At 38.5% G+C, this 14741-nt stretch carries 10 protein-coding genes; 8 read left to right on the forward strand and 2 right to left on the reverse strand.

Translation table 11 applies throughout. The features are described 5' to 3' along the window. Positions 1-76 precede the first annotated feature (76 nt). The 4 genes from rpoC to ACRD7B_RS13115 all read left to right on the forward strand — a co-directional run bounded on the left by rpoC (position 77) and on the right by ACRD7B_RS13115 (position 8900). A complete protein-coding gene (gene rpoC / locus ACRD7B_RS13100; RefSeq protein ID WP_430825021.1) occupies positions 77-4348 on the forward strand; it encodes a DNA-directed RNA polymerase subunit beta' in 4272 nt (1423 codons plus the stop codon). Positions 4349-4416: 68 nt separating this feature from the next. Then, positions 4417-4734 carry a DUF3467 domain-containing protein gene (locus ACRD7B_RS13105; RefSeq protein WP_430825022.1) on the forward strand — a complete coding sequence of 106 codons (318 nt, stop codon included), beginning with the start codon at positions 4417-4419 and terminating at the stop codon, positions 4732-4734. A gap of 51 nt (positions 4735-4785) precedes the next feature. Beyond that, the gene (locus tag ACRD7B_RS13110) at positions 4786-5970 is read left to right on the forward strand and encodes an exo-beta-N-acetylmuramidase NamZ family protein (protein WP_430825023.1); all 1185 of its coding nucleotides are present in this window, start codon (positions 4786-4788) and stop codon (positions 5968-5970) included. 14 nt (positions 5971-5984) lie between these two features. Continuing rightward, entirely contained in the window at positions 5985-8900 is a 2916-nt protein-coding gene (locus tag ACRD7B_RS13115) for a serine hydrolase domain-containing protein (RefSeq protein WP_430825024.1), read from the forward strand. A 14-nt stretch (positions 8901-8914) separates the two neighbouring features. On the opposite strand, the gene ACRD7B_RS13120 is transcribed toward ACRD7B_RS13115, so the two are convergent. Continuing rightward, positions 8915-9595 (reverse strand): AlbA family DNA-binding domain-containing protein, encoded by a 681-nt coding sequence (locus tag ACRD7B_RS13120; protein ID WP_430825025.1) that lies wholly within the window; start codon positions 9593-9595, stop codon positions 8915-8917. A 262-nt stretch (positions 9596-9857) separates the two neighbouring features. On the opposite strand from ACRD7B_RS13120, the gene nuoE reads away from it, so the two are divergent. The 3 genes from nuoE to ACRD7B_RS13135 all read left to right on the forward strand — a co-directional run bounded on the left by nuoE (position 9858) and on the right by ACRD7B_RS13135 (position 13432). Further along, positions 9858-10337, forward strand: a complete 480-nt coding sequence (gene nuoE / locus ACRD7B_RS13125) for an NADH-quinone oxidoreductase subunit NuoE (protein WP_430825026.1) — start codon at positions 9858-9860, stop codon at positions 10335-10337. 106 nt (positions 10338-10443) lie between these two features. After that, positions 10444-11625, forward strand: coding sequence for an NADH-ubiquinone oxidoreductase-F iron-sulfur binding region domain-containing protein (locus ACRD7B_RS13130; RefSeq protein WP_430825027.1), 1182 nt, complete (start codon positions 10444-10446; stop codon positions 11623-11625). Between the two features lie 16 nt (positions 11626-11641). Beyond that, on the forward strand, positions 11642-13432 hold the full coding sequence (locus tag ACRD7B_RS13135) for an NADH-dependent [FeFe] hydrogenase, group A6 (protein WP_430825028.1): 1791 nt from the start codon (positions 11642-11644) through the stop codon (positions 13430-13432). On the opposite strand, the gene ACRD7B_RS13140 is transcribed toward ACRD7B_RS13135, so the two are convergent. Next, entirely contained in the window at positions 13433-14266 is an 834-nt protein-coding gene (locus tag ACRD7B_RS13140; RefSeq protein ID WP_430825029.1) for a hypothetical protein, read from the reverse strand. 209 nt (positions 14267-14475) lie between these two features. On the opposite strand from ACRD7B_RS13140, the gene ACRD7B_RS13145 reads away from it, so the two are divergent. Beyond that, on the forward strand, positions 14476-14733 hold the full coding sequence (locus tag ACRD7B_RS13145; protein WP_430825030.1) for an NAD(P)H-dependent oxidoreductase subunit E: 258 nt from the start codon (positions 14476-14478) through the stop codon (positions 14731-14733). Positions 14734-14741 lie beyond the last annotated feature (8 nt).

The raw sequence follows: 14741 nt of genomic DNA on the forward strand, positions 1-14741 counted from the left end.
CTGATCGAAGAGATTGGTGCTGGTCACCATTCTCTTCATATCCATATTATATAAATTACATAATACTCTACGCAGTATGGCATTTAGAAGAGATCAGAAAACAAAAAGTAGTTTCAGCAAAATCCGCATAGGTTTGTCTTCTCCAGAAGAAATTTTGGAGTCGTCAAGTGGTGAGGTGCTTAAACCTGAAACTATTAACTACCGTACTTATAAGCCTGAACGTGATGGTTTATTCTGTGAAAGAATATTCGGTCCTGTAAAGGATTATGAGTGTCACTGTGGTAAATATAAGCGTATCAGGTATAGAGGCATTGTTTGTGACCGTTGTGGTGTTGAAGTAACGGAGAAGAAAGTACGTCGCGAACGAATGGGACATATCTCATTGGTTGTACCTGTAGCACATATTTGGTATTTCAAATCGTTACCTAATAAAATAGGTTACCTTTTGGGCTTACCAACCAAAAAATTGGATACTATTATCTATTACGAACGTTATGTCGTAATTCAACCTGGTATTAAGGCTGAAGATGGTGTCAATAAAATGGATTTCTTGACAGAAGAGGAATATCTTGATATTCTTGAAGCGCTTCCAAAAGACAATCAACATTTAGATGATGATGATCCAAATAAATTCATCGCGAAAATGGGAGCTGATGCCTTGCATATGCTTCTTAGCCGCATTGAATTGGATTCATTATCTTACGATTTACGTCACAAAGCAAATACAGAAACTTCACAGCAACGTAAAAATGAGGCTTTGAAGCGTTTGCAAGTGGTAGGTTCGTTCCGTGATTCACAAGGTATTAATCGTCCTGAGTGGATGATCGTAAAAGTAGTTCCGGTAATTCCACCAGAATTACGTCCTTTGGTACCTTTGGATGGTGGTCGTTTTGCGACTTCAGATTTGAACGATCTTTACCGTCGTGTTATTATCCGTAATAACCGTTTGAAGCGTTTGATCGAAATCAAGGCTCCTGAAGTGATTTTACGTAATGAGAAACGTATGTTACAAGAGGCTGTTGATTCATTGTTCGACAACTCACGTAAATCAAATGCCGTTAAAACTGATTCAAACCGTCCTTTAAAATCATTAAGTGATAGTTTGAAAGGTAAACAAGGTCGTTTCCGTCAGAACTTACTTGGTAAGCGTGTTGATTATTCAGCACGTTCTGTAATCGTTGTAGGTCCTGAGTTGAATATGCACGAATGTGGTATTCCTAAGGATATGGCTGCTGAGCTGTATAAACCATTTGTCATTCGTAAGCTTATTGAGCGTGGGGTGGTAAAAACGGTTAAATCAGCAAAGAAAATTGTTGACCGTAAAGACCCAGTGGTTTGGGATATATTGGAAAATGTGTTGAAAGGGCATCCGGTAATGTTAAACCGTGCTCCTACACTTCACCGTTTAGGTATTCAATCATTCCAACCTAAATTAATTGAGGGAAAAGCAATTCAATTACATCCATTAGCTTGTGCGGCATTTAACGCCGATTTTGATGGTGACCAGATGGCTGTTCACTTACCATTAGGTAATGCAGCAATTTTGGAAGCACAGATGTTAATGTTGGCTTCTCAAAATATATTAAACCCTGCTAATGGGGCACCTATTACTGTACCTTCTCAGGATATGGTTTTGGGTCTTTATTACATGACCAAGCCACGTGAAGGTGCTAAGGGTGAAGGTTTAGTATTCTATTCGCCTGCAGAAAGTAAGATTGCATTTAATGAGAAACGTGTGGATTTACATGCCATCGTTAAAGTTAAAACGCAGGACTTAAATGAAGCTGGTGAGATAGAAACTCAAATGATTGAAACTACTGTTGGACGTATCTTGTTTAACGAGTTTGTTCCTACTGAAGCTGGATATATCAATGAGTTATTAACGAAGAAAGCACTTCGTGATATTATTGGTAAAGTACATAAAGTATGTGGTACACCACGTACAGCTGCTTTCCTTGATGATATCAAGAACCTTGGATACCGTATGGCATTTGAGGGTGGACTATCGTTTAACCTTGGTGATGTAATTATTCCGGCTGAAAAGGAAACATTGGTTAACGAAGGTTATGCTGAAGTTGCTGATGTAGTGAATAACTATAACATGGGTTTCATTACCAACAATGAACGCTACAACCAGATTATCGATATATGGACGCATGTTAATGCGAAATTGACTCAGACCTTAATGAATCAGTTAAGTTCAGATAGACAAGGTTTCAACTCTGTTTATATGATGCTTGATTCAGGTGCGAGGGGATCGAAAGAGCAGATTCGTCAGTTATCTGGTATGAGGGGTCTGATGGCCAAACCTCAAAAGTCTGGAGCTGAAGGTGGTCAGATTATTGAAAACCCTATTCTTTCGAACTTTAAAGAAGGTCTATCGGTACTTGAGTACTTTATTTCTACTCACGGTGCTCGTAAAGGTCTTGCGGATACGGCTCTTAAAACTGCCGATGCGGGTTACCTAACGCGTCGTTTGGTTGATGTTTCTCAAGATGTTGTAATACATGAAGATGATTGTGGAACATTAAGAGGTTTGACAGCTACGGATATTAAGAATAACGAAGAAGTTGTTGCTTCTTTATATGAGCGTATCTTAGGACGTGTATCGGTACACGATATCTACCATCCAAGTACTGGAGACTTAATTTTAAGTTCTGGTCAGGAGATTTCTGAGACACATGCTCGAATTATCGATAGTTCTCCAATAGAACGTGTTGAAATTCGTTCGGTGTTAACATGTGAGTCGAAGAAAGGTGTTTGTGGTAAATGTTACGGACGTAACTTGGCTACTGGACGCATGGTGCAGATTGGTGAAGCCGTTGGAGTTGTTGCAGCTCAGTCGATTGGTGAACCGGGTACACAGTTAACACTTCGTACCTTCCACGTAGGGGGTACAGCGGGTAACATTACTTCAGAGAATAACATCCTTGCAAAATACGATGGTGTTGTTGAAATTGAAGAATTACGTACTGTTCCTGCGAAAACAGAAGAAGGTAAAAAAGTTGATGTTGTAATTGGGCGTTTGGCTGAATTACGTATCATCGATAAGAATACAAATATTGCGTTGACAACTAACCCGATTCCTTATGGTGCTAAACTATTCATTAAGAATGGTGCAGAGGTCAAAAAAGGTGATGTGATTTGTGAGTGGGATCCATATAATGCCTTGATTATTACTGAAAAAACTGGTAAGGTTTCTTTCGATAATATGATTGATGGTGTTACTTATAAGGAAGAGTCTGATGAACAAACTGGTTTCCGCGAAAAGATTATTATCGAAACGCGTGATAAGACCAAGAATGCTGCATTACGTATTTTAAGTGATGATGGTGAAGTTCTGAAGACTTATAACTTACCTGTAGGTGCCCATATGTCAGTTGAAGAGGGTGATTCAGTAACCATGGGTCAGATCTTAGTGAAGATTCCGCGTGCAGTTGGTAAAGCGGGTGATATCACCGGTGGTCTGCCACGTGTAACTGAGTTGTTCGAGGCGCGTAACCCAAGTAACCCTGCAGTAGTTTCTGAGGTTGATGGTGAAGTTACTTTTGGTAAAATCAAACGTGGTAACCGCGAAATTTTGGTGACTACGAAAAATGATGAAGTTAAGAAGTACTTAGTATCATTATCTAAACAGATTCTGGTTCAGGAGAATGATTATGTTCGTGCTGGAACACCATTGTCTGATGGTGCAACAACACCTTCTGATATACTTGGAATTAAAGGGCCTACTGCTGTTCAAGAGTACATTGTAAATGAAGTACAGGATGTATATCGTTTACAGGGTGTGAAGATCAATGATAAGCACTTCGAGATTATTGTTCGTCAGATGATGCGTAAAGTTGACATTGCTGATCCAGGGGATACTAAATTCCTAGAGAAACAGATTGTTGACAAGCTAGAGTTTATGGCTGAGAATGATAATATCTGGAGCAAGAAAGTCGTTGAAGATGCGGGTGATTCTCAATCTTTGAAAGAAGGTATGATAATTACAGCTCGTCGTCTACGCGATGAAAACTCTCAGTTGAAGCGTCGTGATTTGAAATTGGTGACTGCTCGTGAAGCGGTTCCAGCAACATCGAGTCAGGTACTGCAAGGTATTACTCGTGCTGCACTTCAAACCAAGAGCTTTATGTCAGCCGCTTCCTTCCAGGAAACAACTAAAGTACTTAATGAAGCCGCTATTCAAGGTAAAATTGATAACTTAGTTGGACTGAAAGAAAACGTTATTTGTGGACACCTAATACCAGCAGGTACAGGTTTACGCAAGTTCCGTAAGATGGTTGTTGGTTCTAAAGAAGAGTTTGATCGTCTTGTAAGCAAAGAATCAGTGCAAGAGCAAGAATAAAACTTTATTGAGATAAATGAATGAGGGGGAGCACGGTTTGTGACTTCCCCTTTTTTGAAAAAAATAGTATGGAAGATAAGAAAAATCAAAATCAGTTGAATATTGAGCTTAATGAGGAAGTAGCTCAAGGGACCTATTCTAATTTGGCCATAATCACACATTCACCATCAGAATTCGTATTAGATTTTGTTCGTATAATGCCAGGAGTTCCAAAGGCACAGGTGAAATCTCGTATTGTTATCACACCTGAACACGCGAAGCGATTGATGAATGCCTTAAAAGACAATATTGTTCGATATGAGTCGATACATGGCCCTATCAAACAAACCGACAATGGTTCGGCTCCACCCATGCCAATGAATTTTGGTCCTACAGGACAAGCATAAGGAAAAACGGAGCATTATTGCTCCGTTTTTTTTATTTTTACTAAAAAAAGTATGCTTTACTTACGTTCAACTAGCTTCCTATTACTTCTTGGTTTATTAACATTGTTTTCGTGTCAAGCGCGAACTAATGAAAAGCACATTGAGCTATCATTAGGATGCGAACGCTTTGAGGAGTACATACCACAACTCCTAAATAAACGTGTGGGCGTATTGGTGAACCACACTTCATTAATTGATAGTACTCACCTTATTGATACCTTGTTGGCAAAGAACATTGCGGTAACAAAGATATTTGCTCCTGAGCATGGCTTCAGAGGAACTGCTGATGCTGGTGAGCACATTAATTCAGATGTGGATGCCTTAACGGGATTACCTGTTATTTCGATGTATGGTAAGTCGAAGAAACCATCGGCTGAATCACTCGCTGATTTAGATGTTGTTATTTTCGATATTCAGGATGTTGGCGTTCGTTTTTACACCTATATATCATCCATGCATTATATGATGGAGGCATGTGCTGAAAATAACGTTAGGTTCATAGTGTTGGATCGCCCAAACCCAAACGGAGACTATTTTGATGGGCCAGTTTTGGATACGGCGTTTCAATCTTTTGTTGGTATGCATCCTATTCCTGTAGTTCATGGTTTAACTGTTGGGGAGCTGGCTCTAATGATTAATAATGAGTATTGGCTGAATGATAGTGTTCAATGTGATTTGGAGGTAATAGAAATGTTGAATTACACGCATAAACTGTCTTATTCCTTACCTGTGAAACCATCTCCAAACCTACCTAATGACATATCAATACGTTTGTATCCCTCATTGTGCTTTTTCGAGGCAACAACGGTAAGCATTGGGCGCGGTACATATATGCCATTTCAGGTGATAGGTTATCCGGATAGCTGTATGGGGGAGTTTAGTTTTGTGCCGAAAAGTATTGAAGGGATGTCAAAACATCCGCCACAGAAAGGGCTTACATGTTATGGGCTTGATTTACGTCAAGAGGAACTTAGTCATCAATTTACCTTAAGCTATTTTCTTCAATTCCTGAATGCTTGTGTTGAACAGGATGAAATATTAACAAATGAAAGATGGTTTAATCTATTGGCTGGTAACAATCGATTATTGGAAAAAGTTAACAGCGCTTGGACAGAACAGGAGATAGTTGAGAGTTGGCAAGAGGAGTTAGAAGCTTATTCGCAACTTCGTAATAAATACTTATTGTACCCAAATTAAATTATTTCCTTAGTATGAGATATTTTGCATTTATTCTGTTTTTGCATTCGTTTCTATTTATTCAAGCACAAAATCATTCGGCTAATCATTTATTTCAAGTATCACCAAAGACTGAACTTTGGGTAGATAGTGTTTATGCTTCCCTAAATATGGAGGAACGTATTGCCCAGTTATTTTGGATAGCCATTGAAAATTCGGAAAACCTTACCCAGAATTATAAATACCAAAAACTAATTGAGCAGCACCAGCCAGGTGGAATTGTAATTTTTAAAACAAATCCTCAGCAGTTAGTTAGCGTAAACAACCATTATCAATCCTTATCTAAAACTCCACTAATGGTTGCCATCGATGGCGAATGGGGCTTGGGAATGCGACTCGATTCAATATTATCCTTTCCTTATCAAATGACCTTAGGGGCTATCGCTAATGATAGCTTAATTTTTGAGATGGGTAAGGAAGTAGGGAGGCAGCTTAGTGCAATGGGGATCCATGTTAATTTTGCGCCCGTTGTTGATGTTAATAATAATGCGGATAATCCTGTTATTGGTAAACGATCGTTTGGTGAAAACCCGGTTAAAGTGGCTAATAAAGCTTTGTTATATGCACAAGGTATGCAAAGTGAAGGCATTATTGCGGTAGCCAAACATTTTCCTGGTCATGGAGATACCGATGTGGATTCACATAAAGCATTGCCTGTCATTCCTTACACAAAAGAGCGATTAGATTCCATAGAATTGTATCCATTTCGCCAGCTTATTGATAATGGTATTATGGGGGTAATGACTGCGCATTTAAATGTTCCTAAGTTGGAACCTGAGCCAAATAAACCTTCGAGTACATCAAAAGCTATTGTTACCGATTTACTGAAAAAAGAGATGCATTTTAAGGGATTGGTTATAACTGATGCAGTTAATATGCGTGGGCTTAGTAATTACGATAAGCCCGGTGTGGTTGATCTCAAATGTTTGATGGCTGGAAACGATGTTGTTGAATTTACTAAGGATTTGCCTCTTGCTATTCAAACTGTTAAAGCGGCCATCGAGGAAGGGAATTTTAATGAGGCTGAGCTGGAAGAGAAATGTAAAAAGGTATTGGCTGCCAAGTATTGGTGCGGATTATCAGAATATACGCCTGTTCGCCTTAATAAAGCCAAACTTCAAAATAATAAAGCTCAATTGCTGATTCGTCAGTTGTTTGCACAGTCTATTACGGTACTTGAGAACAAGGATTCAATATTACCATTTAATAAGCTTGAATCTCTTGATGTAACGGCTGTTTGCTTTAAGAATAAAGCGGAATGGCGAGATTTACTTTGGCGTTATACAGCCATTGATCTAAAAGGGCAAGAAGCAATAAACGATTTACTTCTTGATACCAAAAGTGAGACTATAGTTTTATTGCTTGTTGAGGATTTGGCTACTATTAAAAAGTATCAATCTCAATTGGATAGCTTAATTGATTCACGTAAATGTTGCTTGGTTTATGGAGGTAGTCCTTATGATTTAACGAGGCTAAATAACTTGAGTAAAACGAATGCTTTGGTTTTAAGCTATCAGAATAATGCAAATACACGTGATTTAGTTACACAAATGTTGTTCGGAGCTATTCCTGCAAATGGTGTTTTACCAGTCGGTATAAATGCTAACTATAAAGAAGGCATGGGCATTGAAGTTTCAGCCTTAGGTCGTTTGCACTATACCCTACCTGAAGCAAGTGGACTAGATTCGGATTGGATTAATAATAAAGTTGATTCGGTTGTACTTGCGGGGCTTGATATGAAGGCTTTTCCTGGCTGTCATGTCTTAGTGGCTTACGATAGAAATGTAATCTTTAATAAGACATATGGTTTTCATACTTATGAAAGACGAAAGAAGGTACATCAGAACGATGTATTTGATTTGGCATCTGTGACTAAGATAAGTGGACCACTTCCTTTACTAATGAAAGCCTACGAACAGGGTTTAATTGACTTGGATCAGCCTTTTTCTGAGGCCTGGTCTGATTGGAAGAAGGGCTTTCTTCATCCTTCAAATAAATCGGATATTAGCTTTCGCGAGATTTTAGCTCATCAAGGAAGATTGACGCCTTATATAAATTATTACCCTTCAACCATGAAGCACGGTAAATACAAGTCGAAGTATTACAGTAGTTCAGCCGATGAAACATACAATTTAAAGATTGATGAGCACCTGTATTTAAATTCTAAGTTTAAGAAGCAGATATATAAAAGCATTAGGAAATCGCCCTTACTTGATAAGAAGGCGTACAAGTATAGTGGGCTATCTTTCATGATTTACCCTGAAATGCTGACTGAGCTTTTTGAAACTGATTACTCTGAACTATTGTACCAAACATTTTTTGAACCTCTGGGGGCATCGTCGCTTTGTTATAATCCATTAGATAGAATGAGTGCGAACAGGATTTTGCCGACGGAGTATGATAAGTATTATCGTAAAAAACAGATTCAAGGAACTGTGCACGATGAAGCTGCGGCAGTAATGGGTGGAGTTTCGGGTAATGCTGGTTTGTTTTCATCAGCAAATGATTTGGCTAAACTGATGCAGATGTACTTGCAAAAAGGTGAATATGCTGGCAAACGATACCTCGATGAAGCAGTTGTTGAGGAATTTATTCGCGTGCAGTTTCCTGAAAATAACAATCGTCGGGCACTAGGCTTTGATAAACCTCTTTTTGGAAATGATACTTTAAGTATTGAAAATAGCTATCCTGCACCTGCAGTGAGTATCACTAGTTTTGGACACGGTGGGTTTACAGGTACATTTGTGTGGTTAGATCCTGACAAGAAACTTATGTATATTTTTCTGTCGAACAGAGTCTATCCAACAAGAGAGAATCGTTTGATCTATCAAAAAAATATCAGGCCATCCATACAGCAAGTATTTTACGATGCTTTGGCCAAGAGAAACTAAACTAATACGTTTTTTTAAAAATCACCTAAAATCACATCTTCGTTCGAATCAGGTAATTGAGGTTTGGTATTTATTTTATAAAACACTTGTGATTCAGTAAAGTCCATTTCCAGCACCTTCATGTGAATGAGGTTAACAAGTATTTTTTCGGCCTTACGCGGACTGATATTGGCCATTCCGCAAAACTTTGAAAATGTGATGTAGCCATTGATTTCGAGGTAGGTTAAAAGTTTACTCTCGGCATATTTAATTTTTAGTAAGGCACCGGTTCCTTCGCGTTCTTTCTTCCAAACTTCAATTAAAATACGGTTGGCAACCATATTCATATCTTTTACTCTATGGTAGACTGTTGCTTGCCCATCGGGATCAGGTGCTCTGTGCGGTCTTCTTTTACTCTTCTTAACGACTATTTCAAGTACTGTTTTACCTTCCACTTCCCATTTAATCGTATCAAACGGAATGGCAGGTTGGCAATGTTTTTTAGCTGCAGCTTCAATCATGTAGTATTCTTCGTCTGATTCAACGCCTACAATATTACCATTGTCTTTTACACCAATCAAAAGTCGGCCACCATCGGTATTGGCAAAAGCGACTAAGGATCTGGCTATTTTCTTGGAGTCGGTAATAGCAAATTTGAAATCTTGGGTTTGGTGTTCTCCCTGCCCAATCATATTTAATAATTCTTTTGAACTCACAGCTTTATATTTTGCGCTAAGGTCGTAAAAAACTAGTTAGGTTTAAAATTTTGATAATATCGTGTATTGTCAGTGTTATTAGGACTTACAAATACCTGTTAGTGCTTAAAATATTGAAGCGTAGCTATTAAGAATAAGTCTTGATAATACTTAAAAGTAAAGAATATGATAATTGTCATGTGTAAAAAACGTTAAAAAATATTAAATTACAGAAAAGAATCTCTAATTAAGAGAGGTTTATCACCTTTAAATTTTAGCTATTATGACAGCAGTGAAACAACTGGTAAAAGGTTTGGCCGAACAACACGGTCGAAATGAAGAAAGTCTTTTACCAATTCTTCAAGGAATAGTGAGCCAGGAGCAACACATTTCCGAGGATGCGATGGTCGAGGTAGCCCGTGAGTTGAATATTTCAGCGGCTCAGGTGTATGGTACTGCTACCTTCTATTCGTTTTTACATACTAAACCGCTCGGAAAGTTTGTAATTCGTGTATGCAAGACCATAACTTGTATGATGCACGGAAAAAATCAAATCATTAAAGAACTGGAAACGGTTCTGAAAATTAATTTAGGTGAGACTACCCATGACGGAAAGTTCACTTTACTTGAGACTAATTGCCTGGGACAATGTCACAAAGGTCCGGCCATGCTTATCAACGATAAGCCATATACACAACTTACCCCTGAGAAGGTACGAGAAATAATTATGATGTATCGTCACGAAGAAGTTCGTGCCAACTAACCTTTAAACCTAAAGCTATGAAACGAGCCGTGAGAAAATATTTTCATACTAAGACAATTATTTCTTAGGCGAGTTCCATATGGTAATTAAAAGAAAACATAATCATATGAAAAAGAAACATCTGCAAAGGCTCGACCTAATCTTTAAGAATGAGCATGACACAGAAGCTATACTGGAGAAAACTTTTAAAAGAAGTAACGATGACGTTATAAATGACTTAATAAGTTCTGGTTTAAAAGGCAGGGGTGGAGCTGGATTTCCAACAGGATTAAAGTGGAAACTGGCATCAGAAGAAGAGACAGAAGTTAAATATGTTATTTGTAATGCCGACGAAGGAGAACCTGGAACATTTAAAGACCGTGAGATTTTGTCTAGCGTTCCGCATAAAGTATTAGCGGGAATGGCGGTATGTGCTCGTATTATTGGGGCGAAAAAAGGATTTATTTATCTACGAGGCGAGTATTTATTCTTGAAACCTCAATTGTTAGAAGCCATTGATAAGTTTCACAGCTTGTTAGATGAAATGAAAGTAGATTTTAGAGTTGAAATTTTCTTGGGTAGCGGAGCTTACATTTGCGGCGAGGAAAGTGCCTTGTTTGAAAGTATGGAAGGTAAACGTGGAGAACCACGTAATAAACCACCTTTCCCAACTGCTCAGGGCTATAAAGATAAACCCACTGTAATTAATAATGTAGAAACCTTAGCGCACACCTATTCAATATTTAAATATGGTCCGGAGAAGTTCCGCGATTTAGGAATTCAAGATTCAAGAGGTTCAAAGGTGTTTTCTGTTTCGGGAGATACCCCTGTACCTGGTATTTACGAATTGGAATTTGGTATGTCCTTACAGAAGTTTGTTGATGATTTTGCCGATGGTGATGCAAAAGCTGTGCAAGTGGGTGGTGCATCAGGTTTCTGTGTACCTCGTAAGCGTTTTGATAAAACTGTAATAGGTTACCAGGGAAAATTACGTGGTACTTCCTTACCAACAGGGGGATCAATGATGATTTTTAATTCTTCACGTTCGATGTATAACGTACTTCATAACTACCTCGACTTTTTTGTGGAAGAATCATGCGGGCAATGTACACCATGCAGGGTTGGAACCCAGCAGTTATTATTAGGTGTTGAAGCTGTTAAAAAAGGTGAGCAGCCATCTTCATACCTCGATAAGTTAATGGATTTGGCCGAAGCAATGAGAATAACCGCCAAGTGTGGTTTAGGCCAGTCAGTGGCAAATTCTTTCTCATCAATTGTTGAGAACTTTAAAGAGGAAATGATTTACTAACCTAACATGAAGAATCATGGCTGAAAAGATTAATTTAAAAATTGATAATATCGCTGTAAATATCGATGAGGGTTCAACGATATTGGAAGCAGCACAAAAAATAAATATTCGCATTCCTACATTGTGCTATCACGAAGATTTATGTGTGGCAGGTAATTGTAGGGTATGTATGGTGGAGCAAGTTGGAAGCGATCGTTTGATACCATCATGTGCCATGCCTGTATCTGAAGGTATGGAGATAATGACCAATAGTTTAAAAGTTCGCAGTGCTCGAAAGCAAGTGGTTGAGTTGCTTGTGAGCGAACACCGTGCAGAATGTACTCGTTGTTATAAAAATGGTAAATGCGAATTGCAGGATCTGTCTTCGGAATATATTGTTGGTGAAAATGGCTACATCGATTTAATTCCATTAAAAGGGTATAGCATCGATAACTTCTCACCGTCAATCATCAAAGATGATAGTAAGTGTATTCGCTGTCAGCGTTGTGTTCGAACTTGTAACGAATTACAGAACATTGGCGCCCTTTCAGTAGCCTATAAGGGAGAGCATATGAAAATATCATCTTTCTACGAAAAGCCGATGTACGAAGTGGTTTGTACCAATTGTGGACAATGTATTAATCGCTGTCCTACAGGTGCTCTTACCGAAAAGACCTATTTTGATGAAGTATGGTCGGCACTTAATTCGGAAAAGAAGCATGTTGTGGTTCAAACAGCACCTGCTGTTCGTATTGCTCTTGGTGAAGCTTTGGGCATGCCTGTTGGTGAAATTGTAACGGGTAAATTGGTTGCTGCACTACGTCGTCTTGGATTTAATTCTGTATTAGATACTGACTTTACAGCTGATTTAACCATTATTGAAGAAGGTAACGAGTTATTACAACGCCTTAAGAAAGTATTGGTTGATGGCGATACAAGTGTTAAGTTACCTTTAACCACATCTTGTTCTCCTGGCTGGGTTAAGTTTATTGAACATGCTTTTCCTGAGTACCTCGAAAATGTTTCTACAGCTAAATCGCCTCAGCAGATGTTTGGAGCCCTGGCTAAAACATTTTATGCAAAGAAAATTGGTGTTGAGCCAGAAAATATGGTGAGTATATCGGTTATGCCGTGTACCGCCAAAAAATACGAAGCCGATCGACCAGAAATGCGCAGTAGTGGTTATAAGGATGTTGATTATGTGTTGACTACTCGAGAGTTGGCTTTAATGATTAAGCAGGCAGGTATTGATTTTAGCTCTCTTCCTGATGATGAATATGACAGCATCATGGGTGAATCTTCCGGAGCCGCCGTTATTTTTGGTGCTACAGGTGGAGTAATGGAAGCTGCCCTTCGAACAGCGTACGAGGTTGTTACTGGGCGCGAAGTGCCTTTCAAGAATTTGAATATTACCGCCGTTCGTGGAATGGAAGATGTAAAGGAAGCAACTATCAAGATAGAAAATGTATTGCCTGAATGGAGTTTCTTAGAAGGAGCAGAGTTAAAGACTTGTGTAGCACACGGCCTTAGTAATGCTAAAAAAGTGATGGAAGCAGTACGTGATGGTAAGGCAGAATATCATTTCATTGAGATTATGGCCTGTCCTGGTGGATGTTTAGGTGGCGGTGGTCAGCCAATACCAACTTCACTGGCAATTCGTAAGCAAAGAAGTAAGGCCATATACGAAGAGGATTCGTTGAAGCCAATTCGAAAATCGCATGAGAATCCAGAAGTGATCCATATTTATGAGGAATTCTTGAAAGAACCTTTGGGTGAAAAATCACACGAACTACTACATACGCATTATACTAAGCGAAACAGGTATTGATTATTCGCAAAGTACATATAAATCCTTTCGAGGATTAATGCATAGAACCGGGACTTGTTCCCGGTTTTTAATAGCCTTAAGCTCTGGTGGACCAACTATTTCCTGATCAGGCCCATAGTGTTTTGTTGAGCAAATCAGTACAATGCCATTTTTATTCGCGGCAGCTAATTCTGTTGCTTCACGGGCTATCGAAAGGCTATTGTAGCAGCCCGGAATGATTTTATATGAAAGATTTAATTTAGTGAGTAGGTTTTGTGCGAATAATAAATGATTCTTGATGATGTTTCTCGCTGTCACATCTTTTTCATGAGCCGGAATTAATACAATGTCCGAATTGTTGAATCGACCAAAGTAACTTGCCCAAATGAATTTTTCTTTTTCTTCCTTTCTAAAGCTGATTGGAATATAGATGGTATTGTAGTTCGGAGCTTTGGTGTTTGGACGAACCATGAGGAAAGGCATTTTAAATTGCCTGCTTTGTTTCATTAATTGAACGTCCTTGTAGAATTTGAGTTTTGATTCCTGGGGCATTTCCATAACGATGGATGCCGCTTCTAGTTCGTCAGAAAGGCTTGATAAAACAGGCATTATGCGCCCCTGCTTTACAATGGTGGTAATGCTCGATCGTGTTTTTAGTCTCAGCTGATCTTTTAGGTCCTGAAGGTAGTCAACAATTGCATCAGAGGCCTCTTGAGAACTTTGATCCGGAATAATGGCAATGATTGCAATGTTCTGGTTTAGTGCTTCAGATAATGCTAGGCCTTGCTCAATGACAAGATCATCATTATCATTTCTGCGCACAAGTACGAGTACAGATGATAAAAAAGAATTCATTATTTGGCGATTTAAAGGTGCTCTAAAATAACTAAATTTGTTAAAAGAACAAATGTTGTATTAGGCTTAGATTTAAATCTATTATATTGATAAATAAAGGCTTGAGTTATTTAGGATGGCTATAAATTGCAATGAGCTGATGAATAGCATTCTTCATTAACGAATTATTTTCTTAATTTAAATTCGATTATATTTTTTAAACCTTGAATATGGATGCAAAACATGAAATAACTATATGCCTCGGAAGCTCTTGTTTTTCGCGTGGTAATAAGGAAGTATTGGAGGTGATTAAGAAATTTATTGACAAGCATCAGCTTAGTGTTGATGTGTTTTTTCATGGTGATTTATGTAATGGTCACTGTGCCGAAGGCCCGGTTCTTAAGATCGATGAACAACTATTTTCGAATGTTCAAGTGGATAATGTTTTCGATATTTTGAGTGGGTATTTTGAGATTAATGAAAATTAGCAGCTAAG

It is taken from the genome of Carboxylicivirga fragile (genome assembly GCF_050589805.1).
In the GTDB taxonomy this organism is placed as follows: Bacteria; Bacteroidota; Bacteroidia; order Bacteroidales; family Marinilabiliaceae; genus Carboxylicivirga; species Carboxylicivirga fragile.

What these genes read in the sequence shown, in the direction of transcription:
- ACRD7B_RS13115 (WP_430825024.1), top strand. Translation starts at nt 5,985, where the DNA reads ATGAGATATTTTGCATTTATTCTGTTTTTGCATTCGTTTCTATTTATT.
- ACRD7B_RS13140 (WP_430825029.1), bottom strand. Translation starts at nt 14,266, where the DNA reads ATGAATTCTTTTTTATCATCTGTACTCGTACTTGTGCGCAGAAATGAT.
- ACRD7B_RS13110 (WP_430825023.1), top strand. Translation starts at nt 4,786, where the DNA reads ATGCTTTACTTACGTTCAACTAGCTTCCTATTACTTCTTGGTTTATTA.
- ACRD7B_RS13145 (WP_430825030.1), top strand. Translation starts at nt 14,476, where the DNA reads ATGGATGCAAAACATGAAATAACTATATGCCTCGGAAGCTCTTGTTTT.
- rpoC (WP_430825021.1), top strand. Translation starts at nt 77, where the DNA reads ATGGCATTTAGAAGAGATCAGAAAACAAAAAGTAGTTTCAGCAAAATC.
- ACRD7B_RS13105 (WP_430825022.1), top strand. Translation starts at nt 4,417, where the DNA reads ATGGAAGATAAGAAAAATCAAAATCAGTTGAATATTGAGCTTAATGAG.
- nuoE (WP_430825026.1), top strand. Translation starts at nt 9,858, where the DNA reads ATGACAGCAGTGAAACAACTGGTAAAAGGTTTGGCCGAACAACACGGT.
- ACRD7B_RS13135 (WP_430825028.1), top strand. Translation starts at nt 11,642, where the DNA reads ATGGCTGAAAAGATTAATTTAAAAATTGATAATATCGCTGTAAATATC.
- ACRD7B_RS13130 (WP_430825027.1), top strand. Translation starts at nt 10,444, where the DNA reads ATGAAAAAGAAACATCTGCAAAGGCTCGACCTAATCTTTAAGAATGAG.